This is a genomic window from Pseudomonas sp. TZ252, from assembly GCF_056110345.1.
This window is the reverse complement of sequence record NZ_CM148566.1, coordinates 5,132,961-5,146,922: the sequence shown is the minus strand read 5'-3', so window position 1 is coordinate 5,146,922 and position 13,962 is coordinate 5,132,961. Positions and strand designations below refer to the sequence as shown.

The following is a 13,962-nucleotide window of genomic DNA, read 5'->3' as shown; positions in this document are numbered from 1 at the left end:
AGAACCGATGAATTTCTCCCAATTCTTCATCCAGCGGCCGATCTTCGCCGCGGTGCTGTCGCTGCTGATCCTGATTGGCGGCGCCATCTCCCTGTTCCAGCTACCCATCAGCGAATACCCGGAAGTGGTGCCGCCGACCGTCGTGGTCCGCGCCAACTTCCCCGGCGCCAACCCGAAAGTCATCGGCGAGACCGTCGCCTCTCCCCTTGAACAGGCGATCACCGGGGTGGAGAACATGCTCTACATGTCCTCCCAGTCGACCTCCGACGGCAAGCTGACCCTGACCATCACCTTCGCCCTCGGCACCGACCTGGACAACGCCCAGGTGCAGGTGCAGAACCGCGTCACCCGGACCGAGCCGAAGCTCCCGGAAGAAGTGACCCGGCTCGGCATCACCGTCGACAAGGCCTCGCCCGACCTGACCATGGTCGTGCACCTGACCTCGCCGGATAACCGCTACGACATGCTCTACCTGTCGAACTACGCGGTGCTCAACGTGAAGGACGAACTGGCCCGCCTCGACGGCGTCGGCGACGTCCAGTTGTTCGGCCTCGGCGACTATTCGCTGCGCGTCTGGCTGGACCCGAACAAGGTCGCCTCGCGCAACCTCACCGCCACCGACGTGGTCAACGCCATCCGCGAGCAGAACCGCCAGGTCGCCGCCGGCACCCTGGGCGCGCCGCCGGCGCCGAGCGACACCAGCTTCCAGTTGTCGATCAACACCCAGGGTCGCCTGGTCACCGAGGAAGAGTTCGAGAACATCATCATCCGCGCCGGCGCCAACGGCGAGATCACCCGTCTGCGCGACATCGCCCGGGTCGAGCTGGGCTCCAACCAGTACGCCCTGCGTTCGCTGCTGAACAACAAGCCGGCGGTGGCGATCCCGATCTTCCAGCGTCCCGGCTCGAACGCCATCGAGATCTCCAACCTGGTGCGGGAGAAGATGGCCGAGCTGAAGCACAGCTTCCCGCAAGGCATGGACTACTCCATCGTCTACGACCCGACCATCTTCGTCCGCGGCTCCATCGAGGCGGTGGTGCACACCCTGTTCGAAGCCCTGGTGCTGGTGGTGCTGGTGGTGATCCTGTTCCTGCAGACCTGGCGCGCCTCGATCATCCCGCTGGCCGCGGTGCCGGTGTCGCTGATCGGCACCTTCGCGGTGATGCACATGCTCGGCTTCTCGCTCAACGCGCTGTCGCTGTTCGGCCTGGTGCTGGCCATCGGCATCGTGGTGGACGACGCCATCGTGGTGGTGGAGAACGTCGAGCGCAACATCGGCCTCGGCCTCAAGCCGGTGGAAGCCACCAAGCGTGCCATGCGCGAGGTGACCGGGCCGATCATCGCCACGGCGCTGGTGCTCTGCGCGGTGTTCATCCCGACCGCGTTCATCTCCGGCCTCACCGGGCAGTTCTACCGCCAGTTCGCCCTGACCATCGCGATCTCCACGGTGATCTCGGCGTTCAACTCGCTGACCCTGTCGCCAGCGCTGGCGGCGGTCCTGCTCAAGGGCCACCACGAGCCGAAGGACCGCTTCTCGGTGTTCCTCGACAAGCTCCTCGGCAGTTGGCTGTTCCGTCCGTTCAACCGTTTCTTCGACCGCGCCAGCCATGGCTACGTCGGCACGGTGAACCGGGTCCTGCGCGGCAGCTCGATCGCCCTGCTGGTCTACGGCGGACTGATGGTGCTGACCTACTTCGGCTTCTCCAGCACGCCGACCGGTTTCGTCCCGCAGCAGGACAAGCAGTACCTGGTGGCCTTCGCCCAGTTGCCCGACGCGGCCAGCCTGGACCGTACCGAGGCGGTGATCAAGCAGATGTCCGAGATCGCCCTGGCGCAGCCCGGCGTGGCGGACTCGGTGGCCTTCCCCGGCCTGTCGATCAACGGCTTCACCAACAGCCCGAACAGCGGCATCGTGTTCACCCCGCTGAAGCCGTTCGACGAGCGCAAGGACCCGAGCCAGTCGGCCGGGGCCATCGCCGCCGCGCTGAACGCCAAGTACGCCGACATCCAGGACGCCTACATCGCGATCTTCCCGCCGCCGCCGGTACAGGGGCTGGGGACCATCGGCGGCTTCCGCCTGCAGATCGAGGACCGTGGCAACCAGGGCTACGAGGAGCTGTTCAAGCAGACCCAGAACATCATCACCAAGGCCCGTGCGCTGCCTGAGCTGGAACCCAGCTCGGTGTTCTCCAGCTACCAGGTCAACGTGCCGCAGATCGACGCCGACATCGACCGCGAGAAGGCCAAGACCCACGGCGTGGCGATCAGCGACATCTTCGACACCCTGCAGGTCTACCTCGGCTCGCTGTACGCGAACGACTTCAACCGCTTCGGCCGTACCTATCAGGTCAACGTCCAGGCCGAGCAGCAGTTCCGCCTCGAACCCGAGCAGATCGGCCAGTTGAAGGTGCGCAACAACCTCGGCGAGATGGTCCCGCTGGCGTCCTTCATCAAGGTCAGCGACACCTCCGGTCCGGACCGTGTGATGCACTACAACGGCTTCATCACCGCCGAACTCAACGGCGCCCCGGCCGCGGGCTACAGCTCCGGCCAGGCGCAGGCGGCGATCGAGAAGCTGCTGAAGGAGGAACTGCCCAACGGCATGACCTACGAGTGGACCGAGCTGACCTACCAGCAGATCCTCGCCGGCAATACCGCGCTGTTCGTCTTCCCGCTCTGCGTGCTGCTGGCCTTCCTCGTGCTGGCCGCCCAGTACGAGAGCTGGAGCCTGCCGCTGGCGGTGATCCTGATCGTGCCGATGACCCTGCTGTCGGCGATCACCGGGGTGATCCTGGCCGGCAGCGACAACAACATCTTTACCCAGATCGGCCTGATCGTTCTGGTGGGGCTGGCGTGCAAGAACGCGATCCTGATCGTCGAGTTCGCCAAGGACAAGCAGGAGGAAGGCATGGACCGCGTCGCCGCGGTGCTGGAAGCCTGCCGCCTGCGCCTGCGGCCGATCCTGATGACGTCCATCGCCTTCATCATGGGCGTGGTGCCGCTGGTGATCTCCACCGGCGCCGGCGCCGAGATGCGCCATGCGATGGGCGTGGCGGTGTTCTCCGGGATGATCGGGGTGACCTTCTTCGGCCTGCTGCTGACGCCGGTGTTCTACGTCCTCATCCGCCGCTTCGTGGAGAACCGCGAAGCGCGCCGCGCCGCCAACGACAAAGGCCTGCCAGAGGTGCATGCATGATTCACGCGCAGTCGATCCGGAGCGGGCTCGCGTCCGCCCTGGGTCTGTTCAGTCTGCTGGCGCTCAGCGCCTGCACGGTGGGTCCGGACTACCGGACCCCCGACACCGCGGCGGCGAAGATCGACGCCACGGCGAGCAAGCCCTACGACCGCAGCCGCTTCGAAAGCCTGTGGTGGAAACAGTTCGACGATCCGACCCTGAACCAGTTGGTCGAACAGTCGCTGAGCGGCAACCGCGACCTGCGCGTGGCCTTCGCCCGCCTGCGCGCCGCCCGCGCCCTGCGCGACGACGTGGCCAACGATCGCTTCCCGGTGGTCACCAGCCGCGCCAGCGCCGACATCGGCAAGGGCCAGCAACCGGGAGTGACCGAGGACCGGGTCAACAGCGAGCGCTACGACCTTGGCCTGGATAGCGCCTGGGAGCTTGACCTGTTCGGGCGCATCCGCCGTCAGCTGGAGTCCAGCGACGCCCTCAGCGAAGCGGCCGAGGCCGACCTGCAGCAACTGCAGGTCAGCCTGATCGCCGAGCTGGTGGACGCCTACGGCCAACTGCGCGGCGCGCAACTGCGCGAGAAGATTGCCCTGAGCAACCTGGAGAACCAGAAGGAGTCGCGCCAGCTCACCGAGCAACTGCGCGACGCCGGGGTCGGTGCCGAACTCGACGTACTGCGCGCCGATGCGCGCCTGGCGGCCACCGCCGCCAGCGTGCCGCAACTGCAGGCGGAAGCCGAGCGCGCCAGGCATCGTATCGCCACCCTCCTCGGCCAACGGCCGGAAGAGTTGACAGTGGACCTTTCGCCGCGCGACCTGCCGGCGATCACCAAGGCCCTGCCGATCGGCGATCCCGGCGAGCTGCTGCGCCGCCGGCCGGACATCCGCGCCGCCGAACGGCGCCTGGCCGCCAGCACCGCCGACGTCGGCGTGGCCACCGCCGACCTGTTCCCGCGGGTCAGCCTCAGCGGCTTCCTCGGCTTCACCGCCGGGCGGGGCTCGCAGATCGGCTCAAGCGCCGCCCGCGCCTGGAGCGTCGGCCCGAGCATCAGTTGGGCCGCCTTCGACCTCGGCAGCGTGCGTGCCCGCCTGCGAGGCGCCAAGGCCGACGCCGACGCCGCGCTGGCCAGCTACGAACAGCAGGTGCTGCTGGCCCTGGAAGAATCGGCGAATGCCTTCAGCGACTATGGCAAGCGCCAGGAGCGCCTGGTCTCGCTGGTCCGCCAGTCGGAAGCCAGCCGCGCCGCCGCGCAACAGGCGGCGATCCGCTACCGCGAAGGCACCACCGATTTCCTGGTGCTGCTGGACGCCGAACGCGAGCAACTCTCCGCCGAAGATGCCCAGGCCCAGGCCGAGGTCGAGCTGTACCGCGGCATCGTGGCGATCTACCGCTCCCTCGGCGGTGGCTGGCAACCCAGCGCCTGAACCGGCTATCCCCCGGCCGATGGAAATCGGCCACTCCAGCCCCGCGATTGCAGCTCCTGGTCGCGGGGCTTTTTTATGCGCAGCGCGGGGGCTCGGTCGAGCCCCACGTCGTTTCTCGGCGATGGCGTAGAGGCTCGGCGGCCATTGCCGCGGGCTATTCCCGCCGCTCCGGCTGCGCGGAGTGGATATACAGGGTGTAGGTATCCGCCGGCCGGGGCGCGCCCGCCAGGTCGAGGGCATGACCGATGGCGCCGCGATGGTAGGTGCCATGGTTGACGATATGGAAGAGGATCTCCTGGCGCGTCATGCCGCCGTCGCGGCCATCGGCGAAGCGGAAGCGCAGCCATTCGCCGCGACGCTCCAGCGGCAGCTCGGCGACATAGCCGGCGAACCAGGCGGCCGAATCCTCCAGCCGGCGACGCAGGACGTCGTAGCCAGGCACCACCTCGCTGTTGGTCTGTTGGTGGGGCGCCGGCTCGCCCAGCAGGCGTGCCCTGAACAGTTCCTCGACGATCGCCATGTGATTGAGCTGTTGCAAGGCGAAGGCCAGCGAGGCCGGGAACGCCTCGGCGTCGATCCGGGCGATGGCATCGAGGGTGCGGCGGTCGGACCAGGCCTTGTAGTTGAAGGACTCGACCAGCAGGTCGACTTGCAGGGTGGGTCGGGACATGTGGCGGGCTTCCGTGTCCATTCGCTGAGGGAGCCGGATCATAGCCCGGAGACAGCGCTCAGCGCTCGCCCTGCAACCCTTCCAGGCGTGCATCGCAGAGGTCGCGCAGGCGGTCGCGGAGGGTGCGCCCGGCGCTGTCCAGCTCGGGCCGCGCGTAGAGCGCCAGCTCCAGGCCAGCGATGGGCGGGAAGCCGGCCTGCGCGCCAAGCAGGCGATGCTCGGGCCCGACGCAGCCCAGCGGCAGCAGGCTGACCCCCAGTCCGGCGCCGACCGCGGCCACCAGGCTGGCCAGGCTGGCGCTGGAATAGCCGATGCGCCAGCGACGCCCGATGCTCTCCAGGGCATGGATCATCTCCTGGCGATACAGCGCGCCGACCGGGAACACCACCAGCGGCACCGGCTCCTCCGGCGAACCCTCGCCGAACGGCCGCGTGGCGCTGCCGAACCAGCCCAGCGGCTCGGCCCAGCGTGCATGGCAGTCGCTGTCGGCCCCCCACTGCTTGACCAGCAGCAGGTCCAGCTCGCCGCTGCGATAGAGGCGCAGCAGGTGATGGCTGAGACCGCTCTCGACCTCCAGGCGCAGTCGCGGACGCTCTTCGGTGAAGCGCGTCAGCACCGGCATCAGCACTTCGCCGGCGAGGTCTTCCGGCACGCCGAGGCGCAGCACGCCGTCGCCATGGGCCGGGCTGAGGGCCTCGCTGGCCTCGTCCGAGAGCCGCAGCAGGCGCCGCGCGTAGCCAAGCAGACGCTCGCCTTCCTCGGTCGGCAAAACCTGCCGCTGGCTGCGGTCGAGCAGGCGGCAACCGAGGTTCTGTTCGAGGCGGATGACCTGCTGGCTGACGGTGGACTGGGTCAGATGCAGGTGTTCGCCGGCGCGGGTGAAGTTGCCGGTGTCGACAACGCTGACGAAGGTACGGAGCAGGACCAGATCGAGCATGCACACTCCCACTGAAAGGCATTACATCATTTAATTTCAGCATACATGACATCGACGCCATACTTTTCGCCAACGCCTATCGGAGCCCATCGACATGTCCCTGGCCAATCTATGCAGGAGCGGAGCCATGCTGGTCTGCGCAGCATTCAGCGGAGGCGCCGGCGCGAGCGACGCCGGAGCATTGCTCGAAGCCGCGCGTCGCGGCGATACCGCGCAGGTCGCCAGCCTGCTCGAACGCAAGGTCGAGGTCGACGCGCCCAGCGCCGACGGTAGCACCCCGCTGCTGCTGGCCACCGCCAACGACCACCTGGCGGTGGCGCGCCAGTTGATCGAGGCCGGCGCCGACGTCAACCGGCAGAACAGCCGGCTCGACAGCCCGTATCTGCTGGCCGGCGCCGAGGGCCGCCTGGAAATCCTGCGCCTGACCCTGCTCCACGGCGCCGACCTGAAGAGTACCAACCGCTATGGCGGCACCGCGCTGATCCCGGCCTGCGAACGCGGCCATGTGGAAGTGGTGAAGACGCTGCTGCAAGCCGGGGTCGATCCCAACCATGTCAACAAGCTCGGCTGGACCGGGCTGCTCGAGGCGATCCTGCTGAGTGACGGTGGTCCGCGCCACCAGGAGATCGTGCGCCTGCTGATCGACGCCGGCGCCGACATCAACCTGGCCGATGCCGACGGCGTCAGCCCGCTGGCCCACGCCCGCCAGCGCGGCCAGGGCGGGATCGAGCGGCTGCTGCTGGCCGCCGGCGCCCAATGAAAGCGAAGGAGAAAGACATGTCCGATGAAATCTTCATGCGCGAGGCCATCGCCCTCGCCCGCGCCAACGTCGAGGCCGGCGGCCGCCCGTTCGGCGCCGTGCTGGTGCGCGACGGGCGGGTCCTGGCCCGCGGCGTCAACCAGATCCACGAGACCCACGATCCCAGCGCCCACGCCGAACTGCAGGCGATCCGCCAGGCCAGTCAGGCGCTCGGCAGCCCGCGTCTGGACGGTTGTGTGATCTACGCCAGCGGCCATCCCTGCCCGATGTGTCTGGCCGCCATGCATCTCTGCGGCATCCAGGCGGCCTGGTTCGCCTATTCCAACGAGGACGGCGAACCGTTCGGCCTGTCCACGGCCACGCTCTACGCCGAGATGGCGCGCCCGCCACAGCGGCAAAGCCTGCCGCTACGCGCCCTGCGTCCTGCCGGCGAAGAGGGTCTGTACCGGCAATGGCGGCAACGCCAGGCATGAGCGCGCGAATCCCTTCCGGCGGCCAGGCCGCCACCGGCGTCGGCGCGGCGGAGGTCAGTTGGGTCGGCCTGCTGGTGATCTTCTGCCTCGGCATCAACCTGCGACCGATCCTCACCGGCATCGGCCCGCTGCTCGAGGAAATCACCGCCGGCACCGGTCTCGGCTTCCAGGGCGCGTCGCTGCTGACGGTGTTGCCGGTGCTCTGCATGGGCCTGGTGGCGCTGTTCCTGCCCTGGCTCGGGCGCTGGCTGGCCGAGCACCGCGGCATCGTCTGCGGACTGCTGGCCATCGCCGCAGCCTGCCTCTGGCGCCTGGAACTGGATAGCGGGCTGGCGCTGATCGCCAGCGCCGCGCTGGCCGGCAGCGGCGTGGCGATCATCCAGGCGCTGGTACCGGGCGTGGTCAAGCGCTGGTTCCCGAGGCGGGTCCCGGCGGCGATGGGCCTCTACTCGGCCTCGCTGATGGCCGGCGGCGGAACCGCGGCGGTGCTCAGCCCGCGGATCGCCGAACACTTCTCCAACTGGCAGGCCGGCCTCGGCGCCTGGGCCGTACCGGCCCTGCTGGCGCTGCTGCTGTGGATGTTCGCGCGGCCAAGGGAGGTGCTGCCGAGCGCTGGCGAGGGGCCGGTCCGGCACTTCTTCGGCAATCGCCGTGGCTGGCTGCTGGCGGTGTATTTCGGGCTGATCAACGGCGGCTACACCAGCATGGTGGCCTGGTTGCCGGTGTACTACCGCCAGCTCGGCTGGAGCGCCCAGGACAGCGGCGGGCTGGTCGGGATCATGACCATCTTCCAGGTGCTCGCCGCGCTCAGCGTGCCGCTGCTGATTCGCCGCCGCCTCGACCGCCGGCCCTGGCTGCTGGCCGCGCTGCTGGTCCAGCTCGGCGGCTTCTGCGGCCTGCTGCTGATGCCGCTGCAGCACGCGGCGCTGTGGGTGGCGTTGATCGGCTACGGCCTGGGCGCCTGCTTCGCCCTCAGCCTGACCCTGACCCTCGACCACCTCCACGAGCCGCGTGCGGCGGGAAGCCTGGCGGCCTTCGTGCAAGGCATCGGCTTCATCATCACCGGCATCGTGCCCTACCTGACCGGCTGGCTGCGCGACGTCACCGGCAGCTTCCAGGCCTCCTGGCTGCTGCTCGCGGCGAGCGTGGTGGCGATGTTGCTGGTGACCCTGCGCTTCGCCCCGTCCGGCTATGCCCGGGCCATGGGCGAGACGCGCGACTGAGCGGCGGACCTCCGCGCCCGCCATTGCAGGCGCGGGTGGCGCTTCAGTAATGGGTGGCGATATAGATGCGGTAGCTGATGATGGCCAGCATGCAGATCACCCCGACCCACATGAGGAACAGGCCGAACGGCGTGTCGCGCTTGGTGAAACCCGTGCCGATGAAGAGCATGCCCAGCACGATGATTGCGAAAGTGACGCCGTAGGAATCCATGTTTACCCTCGTTGGCCGCGTTCCTGACATACTTGTCAGTCTAGCTCCAAGCCCGCTAGAACTACGTTGATATTTATCAGCCTGCGGTCAATTTCGGACAAATTCATCGAACTTGAGGAAACGCCTGGCTGCGAGCGGCAAGGTCGCGCAAGATCGTCTGGATCTCGCCGAAGTCCGGCCGCTCGCTCACCCGTGGCAGCGCGCAACGTCGCTGCAACTCGACCAGCGCCGCACGTAGCGAGGCCTGCCCCGGCGGCGCCTCGCTGCGCTCGAGCAACTCTTCCAGCAGGCAGGCGAAGGCACGTACTTCCAGGCGCCGCAGGGCGCCGGCGAGCACGGCGTCGTCCGGGAGAAAGGACGCGGCGCCGAAATCGCCCAGCAGGCAGGCGCCATCCTCGCGCCAGAGGATGTTATGCGCATAGAAGTCGCCATGGCTGATGCCGCGTCCATGCAGATGGGCCATCAACGCGGCGAGCGAGGCCGCCAGGCGCAGCGCCGTGGCCAGCTCGAAGCGCAGTCCCGGCGGATAGACGTCGCGGGTACAGGACTCCAGGCTCGGCGGCCCCGCCAGGTTGCGATAGGCGTCGTCGAGCAGCTCCAGCACCAGCCCGTCGCGCCCTTGCGGATGCCCGGCGAGCTGGCCGAGCACCTCGATCAATTGCGCATGGCGCCCCGCCGCCAGGCAGGCGGCCATCTCGCTGGCGGGGGTGCCATCGCTGGTCACTTCGCCCTTGAACAGCTTCAGCGCCACCGTGCGCGTCGAGCCGTCCGGCTGGTGCCAGCCGGCGCGATGGATGACCCCGGAGGCTCCTTCGCCGATCAAACCGTCCAGGCTCAGCTCGCTCCAGTCCAGCGCAGCGATGCCGCTGTCGGCCAGCGCCGGCAGACGGCACAACGGGTTGCCGGCGTAGGCCAGCCAGGCCAGGCGCGGCAGCGTCGCCAGCCAGGCCGGCAGGCGCTGGAAACGGTTGGCGGCGATCCGCAGCAGTTCCAGGCCTTCGCAAGCGGCCATGCTCTCGGGCAAGGCCTCCAGGCGGTTGCCGGCCAGCATCAGCTTCTGCAACGGCCGGCGGCCCAGTTCCTCGGGCAGCGTGGCAATCCGGTTGTCGGTGAGGATCAGCCAGCGCAGCGCTGGCGGCAGGGCCGCGGCCGGCACCCGCTCGATGCGGTTGGACTTGAAGCCGACCATGCTCAGCGCCGGACAGTCGCCCACCGCCGCCGGCAATTCGGCGAAGTCGTTGGCGGAACAGAACAGCACCTTGAGACGATGCAGCCGGCCGAGGTCGTCCGGTAGGCTGTCCAGGGCGTTGCCGCTGAGGTTGAGCACCTCCAGGGAGTCGGCCAGCTCGAAGATTTCCCGGGGGAACTCGCGCAGGCCGCAGGACAGGTCCAGGCGCGTGGCGCCGGCCAGTTCGCCGCTGCGCAGTTGCTGCAAGGTGTGCATGGTTCGACGGACTCCGGCCAGGGCGGATGGAAAGCCGCGCATGATAGCCAAGGCGTTGCGGAACGCGCACCCTCGCCGTGCTAGAGTGGCCGCCCCGAATCGACAGGACCACAGAGAATGGAACTCTCCCCCGCCGAACGCCAACTCCTGCTGGCCCATCGCCTGGCCGTGTTCGACGGCTGCGTGGTGTACGACGCCCAACCGCCGGTGTCCGCCGAACACGTCCAGCGTCTTGCCGAAGGCCTGGCCGGACCGATTCCAGAAGACCTGCTACGCCTCTGGCGCACCTGTTTCGGCGGGCGCCTCGGCTATGACCTGGAAGTCGACTACGACGGCCACCGCCACCCGTTCTCTTTCAGCGAACTGTTCTATCCGGACAGCGACGGCTACCACGACCTCTGGGGCTGGATCGAACACGAGCGCGAGCTGGCGGCGGAAGCCGCGGCAGAAGAAGGCCGCGACTGGAACGGCAAGCTGGCCTACCTGCCGTTCGGTGGCTTCGAGTACCTGGAGCGGCTCTACGTCTGCGTCGAACCCGGCCCCGAGCATGGCGCGGTAATCGCCTGGAGCCACGGCCTGCCGCCGGCCTGGGCCGGACGCCTGCACCAGGATTCGGTGACGCGCCTGGCCGACGATGTCGGCGGGCTGTTCCGCCTGTTGTCCTTCGAACAGGATCCGTTCGATGCCGAGAACGCCTGCGGCGTGGCCGACGAGCTACTGGAAGCGCTGGACGCCCTGGAGGCCGCTGGGGAGCCCGGCAAGGCGCTGAAGGGCCGCCTGGAAGTCCTGCTGCGCCAGCGCATCCTCGACTGGCGGCCGGCCCTCGCCGACGGCAGCCTGGCCGCCGAGCCAAGGCTGCGTCAACTGGCCCTGGCCGAAGCTGCGCAAGACGGCGACATCGACCTGCTGCAACGCCTGCGCGATGCCGGCTGCGACTTCGCCGAAACCTTGCGCGGACGCGGCGGTGTGCTGGAGGCCTGCCTCGCCCGCGGGCGCCTGGAGGCCGCCAGATGGCTGCTCGACCAAGGCGTCGCGGTGCACCAGGACAGCCTGCAGATTGGCGCCGCGCACCTCGATGCGGTCCTGGCCGAACGCCTGTTGCGGCTCGGCGCGATCTCCGACCCGAATACGGTGCTCCTCGCCCTGCAATACGGCGACGCCGACGCCGCGCGGATCATGGCGCGACCGCTGCTGGAGGAGTCGCCGGCGAGGGCCAGCGCCCTGCGTCTGGCCCTCGCCAGCCGCGCCGAGCGCGAGCGCAGCGACGCCAGGCGGGTCAGGTCGGGAAAGATGGGCAGCAACCGCAGTCCCGACGACTACCTGGCCCTGGCCGAGCGCCTGGAGCGCTTCCTCGCCGAGCTGCCTGGCTGAGGCTCAACCCTCCGGTCCCTGCACCTCTATGAAGGAACCGTCGGCCAGCCGCTCGAACGCCCGTCCCGGCGGCGCGTCGAGCAGCGGCAGGATGCTGTCGTCGGCGTTCAGCACCGAGCCCAGGCTGACGTAGGCGGTGGTCCCGGCGGTATTCATGTAGTCGTCCGACTCGTCGCCGGCCATCAGCCGCCAGCCGCTGTCGTTTTCCTCTTCCGGCGCCTCGCGGTAGAGGTAGCCGACCGCCTTCCCCTCGTCTATCACCCGGCGCGTCACGAAGCAGCGCCGAGCATAGCGCGAGATCGGCGTTTCCCGCGGGTCGTGCTCGGTGTTGATGATGTGCCGCGCCTCGAAGACGATGCGCTCGCCCAGCGACAGGTCGCGGATGTATTGCGGATAGTTGTCCAGGCGGCCGCTGAAGGCGCCATCCGCCTCGATGCCCTCGACCGTCACCCAGAGCCGCTCGGCGCGCGGCGCATCGGGGTTGTCGGTATCGAAGGCGAAGATCAGCTTGACGCTTTCCCCGGCGGCGACCCGGTCGATGGTCTCCGCGTCCGGTTTGTAGAAGGTGTAGGGATGGCGGACAGCGATCGCACTGGCGTCCACCAAGGTCCACGAGGCCATGTCGACTCCCGCTTGGCTGGCTACGCGGCGCCCGTAGCCTGGGCTGCCACGGGCACGCCGGTGCCCGGGCGGCATGGGTGGAATGGCGTGGCCGAGGTTCGGGTCGCGGCGCCCACCGGCAGGTCGAAGCCATGCCCGGCCAGGAACCGCCCTTCGGCCCGCCTACCCAGAGGAAAGTAGCAGCGCCGCCGCGCAGCCGCCAGCAACGGGCTGTCGCAGAGCGCCGCCCCGGACGGGGCGGCGGCGCGCCTTCAGAGGACTTGCAGCGGGTATTCGACGATCAGGCGGACTTCGTCGAGGTCCGACTCGAAGCTGTCGGAGCGCACGGTGGCCTGGCGCACGCGGAACGCCAGGTCCTTGGCCGCGCCACCCTGCACCACGTACTTGACCTCCACGTCGCGTTCCCAGCGGCCCTGGTTGGTCAGCGGGTTGCCGTTGGCGTCGGTGCGCATGTAGACGCTGTTGGCATTCGAATAATCGGCGTCCCAGCCCTTGCCATAGCGGGTCATGAAGCTCAGCCCCGGCACGCCGAAGGCGGCCATGTCGAGGTCGTAGCGGAGCATCAGCGAGCGTTCCTTGGGCGAGTTGAAGTCGCTGTACTGGATCGAGTTGTCCAGGTAGATGGAGTCGGTCTGGCGCAGGTAGTCGAAGTCGTCGTCGCCGTTGTTGCGCTGGTACGACAGCAGCACCTGGTGCGGACCGTAGGCGAAGCCGCCGCGCACGCTCCAGATGTCGTTGTCGAGTTCGCCCATCACCTGCCTGCCCTGGTCCTTGACCTTGTAGTAGTTGGCGCCGCCGAGCAGGGACAGCTTGTCGTCCAGCGGATAGTTGAAGCTGGTGCCGGCGTAGTACTGGTCCCAGGCGTCCTTCTGGCGGCTGCCGTAGAGGCTGACGCTCCAGTGCTCGGTGGCCTGGTAGTCGCCGCCGGCGTAGGCGACCCACGGCGAGTCGATGCGCCGGCCGGTGTAGAAGCTGTAGAAGTCGTCGCTGCCGCTGGTGCTGTTCGGTTGGGTCATCGAGTTCAGCTTGCCGGCCTGCAGGGTCAGGCCCTTCGCCAGGCTGTCGTTGACCAGGGTGAAGCCACGGAAGCTGGAGGGGAACAGCCGGCTGTTGCCGTACTGGATCACCGGGGTTTCCGGGAACACGTCGCCGACCCGCAGCACGGTGCCATACCAGCGCAGCTTGACCGCGCCGCCGGCTCGCGAATAGTCGTCCTGCGGCCGCCCCTGGTCGTCATAGGGCAGCAGGTCGACGCTACCGCCGGCGCCGGAACGCCCGCCGCCGCTGTCCAGGCGCACGCCGAGCTGGGCGAAGGCGTCGATGCCGACGCCCAGCGTGCCCTGGGTGAAGCCCGAGGAAAAGTTGGCCATGAAGCCCTGCACCCACTCCTCGGTGTAGCCGCCGCCCGCCGGGCTCGATTGGCCCTTGCGGAAGTCGCGGTTGAAGTAGAAGTTGCGCAGCAGCAGGTTGACCTCGCTGCCCTCGATGAAACCTTCCTTGCTCCGCTCGGCGTTCTCCTCGGCGACGGCCGAGGCCATCAGTCCGGCGCCCAGCAGCAGTGGAAGCGTCCACAGTCGTTTCTTTCCATCCCCTTGCATGGCGATTGCTCCAGATCGGTTCATGTCTGTTTTTCTTCTGCGG

The 13,962-nt window shown here is 68.4% G+C and carries 12 protein-coding genes; 6 read left to right on the top strand and 6 right to left on the bottom strand.

The features are described 5' to 3' along the window. The first annotated feature begins 7 nt into the window (after positions 1-7). Complete coding sequence (mexF, locus tag ACYAF3_RS24050; protein WP_003089834.1) at positions 8-3,196, top strand: multidrug efflux RND transporter permease subunit MexF; 3,189 nt, start codon at positions 8-10, stop codon at positions 3,194-3,196. After that, positions 3,193-4,611 carry a multidrug efflux RND transporter outer membrane subunit OprN gene (gene oprN / locus ACYAF3_RS24045; RefSeq protein ID WP_003113303.1) on the top strand — a complete coding sequence of 473 codons (1,419 nt, stop codon included), beginning with the start codon at positions 3,193-3,195 and terminating at the stop codon, positions 4,609-4,611. The genes mexF and oprN overlap by 4 nt, the downstream gene beginning before the upstream one ends. A 154-nt stretch (positions 4,612-4,765) precedes the next feature. Here oprN and ACYAF3_RS24040 read toward each other — a convergent pair whose 3' ends face one another. Continuing rightward, on the bottom strand, positions 4,766-5,281 hold the full coding sequence (locus ACYAF3_RS24040) for a DinB family protein (RefSeq protein WP_003089838.1): 516 nt from the start codon (positions 5,279-5,281) through the stop codon (positions 4,766-4,768). 58 nt (positions 5,282-5,339) lie between these two features. Beyond that, complete coding sequence (locus ACYAF3_RS24035) at positions 5,340-6,218, bottom strand: LysR substrate-binding domain-containing protein (RefSeq protein ID WP_003122653.1); 879 nt, start codon at positions 6,216-6,218, stop codon at positions 5,340-5,342. 127 nt (positions 6,219-6,345) lie between these two features. On the opposite strand from ACYAF3_RS24035, the gene ACYAF3_RS24030 reads away from it, so the two are divergent. Genes ACYAF3_RS24030 through ACYAF3_RS24020 form a run of 3 tightly spaced genes read left to right on the top strand, consistent with a single transcriptional unit; the run spans position 6,346 to position 8,674 of the window. Continuing rightward, positions 6,346-6,978, top strand: coding sequence for an ankyrin repeat domain-containing protein (locus ACYAF3_RS24030; RefSeq protein ID WP_003122652.1), 633 nt, complete (start codon positions 6,346-6,348; stop codon positions 6,976-6,978). A gap of 17 nt (positions 6,979-6,995) precedes the next feature. Then, entirely contained in the window at positions 6,996-7,451 is a 456-nt protein-coding gene (locus ACYAF3_RS24025) for a nucleoside deaminase (RefSeq protein ID WP_003122651.1), read from the top strand. Further along, the gene (locus ACYAF3_RS24020) at positions 7,448-8,674 is read left to right on the top strand and encodes a CynX/NimT family MFS transporter (protein ID WP_003158527.1); all 1,227 of its coding nucleotides are present in this window, start codon (positions 7,448-7,450) and stop codon (positions 8,672-8,674) included. Before ACYAF3_RS24025 ends, ACYAF3_RS24020 begins: the two co-directional genes overlap by 4 nt. Before the next feature lie 43 nt (positions 8,675-8,717). Here ACYAF3_RS24020 and ACYAF3_RS24015 read toward each other — a convergent pair whose 3' ends face one another. Both ACYAF3_RS24015 and ACYAF3_RS24010 read right to left on the bottom strand, forming a co-directional pair. After that, a complete protein-coding gene (locus tag ACYAF3_RS24015) occupies positions 8,718-8,885 on the bottom strand; it encodes a hypothetical protein (protein WP_003089849.1) in 168 nt (55 codons plus the stop codon). A 103-nt stretch (positions 8,886-8,988) separates the two neighbouring features. Then, positions 8,989-10,329 (bottom strand): leucine-rich repeat-containing protein kinase family protein, encoded by a 1,341-nt coding sequence (locus tag ACYAF3_RS24010; protein ID WP_003158528.1) that lies wholly within the window; start codon positions 10,327-10,329, stop codon positions 8,989-8,991. A gap of 117 nt (positions 10,330-10,446) precedes the next feature. On the opposite strand from ACYAF3_RS24010, the gene ACYAF3_RS24005 reads away from it, so the two are divergent. After that, a complete protein-coding gene (locus ACYAF3_RS24005) occupies positions 10,447-11,700 on the top strand; it encodes an SMI1/KNR4 family protein (protein ID WP_003116870.1) in 1,254 nt (417 codons plus the stop codon). A gap of 3 nt (positions 11,701-11,703) precedes the next feature. On the opposite strand, the gene ACYAF3_RS24000 is transcribed toward ACYAF3_RS24005, so the two are convergent. After that, positions 11,704-12,321, bottom strand: coding sequence for an immunity protein Imm33 domain-containing protein (locus ACYAF3_RS24000; protein ID WP_003089860.1), 618 nt, complete (start codon positions 12,319-12,321; stop codon positions 11,704-11,706). Positions 12,322-12,572: 251 nt separating this feature from the next. Then, the gene (locus ACYAF3_RS23995; RefSeq protein ID WP_003109544.1) at positions 12,573-13,919 is read right to left on the bottom strand and encodes an OprD family porin; all 1,347 of its coding nucleotides are present in this window, start codon (positions 13,917-13,919) and stop codon (positions 12,573-12,575) included. Between the last annotated feature and the right edge of the window lie 43 nt (positions 13,920-13,962).

Coding starts and splice junctions, on each gene's coding strand:
- ACYAF3_RS24030 (WP_003122652.1), top strand. CDS start 6,346: ATGCTGGTCTGCGCAGCATTCAGCGGAGGCGCCGGCGCGAGCGACGCC.
- ACYAF3_RS24020 (WP_003158527.1), top strand. CDS start 7,448: ATGAGCGCGCGAATCCCTTCCGGCGGCCAGGCCGCCACCGGCGTCGGC.
- ACYAF3_RS24000 (WP_003089860.1), bottom strand. CDS start 12,321: ATGGCCTCGTGGACCTTGGTGGACGCCAGTGCGATCGCTGTCCGCCAT.
- ACYAF3_RS24010 (WP_003158528.1), bottom strand. CDS start 10,329: ATGCACACCTTGCAGCAACTGCGCAGCGGCGAACTGGCCGGCGCCACG.
- ACYAF3_RS24025 (WP_003122651.1), top strand. CDS start 6,996: ATGTCCGATGAAATCTTCATGCGCGAGGCCATCGCCCTCGCCCGCGCC.
- ACYAF3_RS24035 (WP_003122653.1), bottom strand. CDS start 6,218: ATGCTCGATCTGGTCCTGCTCCGTACCTTCGTCAGCGTTGTCGACACC.
- ACYAF3_RS24015 (WP_003089849.1), bottom strand. CDS start 8,885: ATGGATTCCTACGGCGTCACTTTCGCAATCATCGTGCTGGGCATGCTC.
- mexF (WP_003089834.1), top strand. CDS start 8: ATGAATTTCTCCCAATTCTTCATCCAGCGGCCGATCTTCGCCGCGGTG.
- oprN (WP_003113303.1), top strand. CDS start 3,193: ATGATTCACGCGCAGTCGATCCGGAGCGGGCTCGCGTCCGCCCTGGGT.
- ACYAF3_RS23995 (WP_003109544.1), bottom strand. CDS start 13,919: ATGCAAGGGGATGGAAAGAAACGACTGTGGACGCTTCCACTGCTGCTG.
- ACYAF3_RS24040 (WP_003089838.1), bottom strand. CDS start 5,281: ATGTCCCGACCCACCCTGCAAGTCGACCTGCTGGTCGAGTCCTTCAAC.
- ACYAF3_RS24005 (WP_003116870.1), top strand. CDS start 10,447: ATGGAACTCTCCCCCGCCGAACGCCAACTCCTGCTGGCCCATCGCCTG.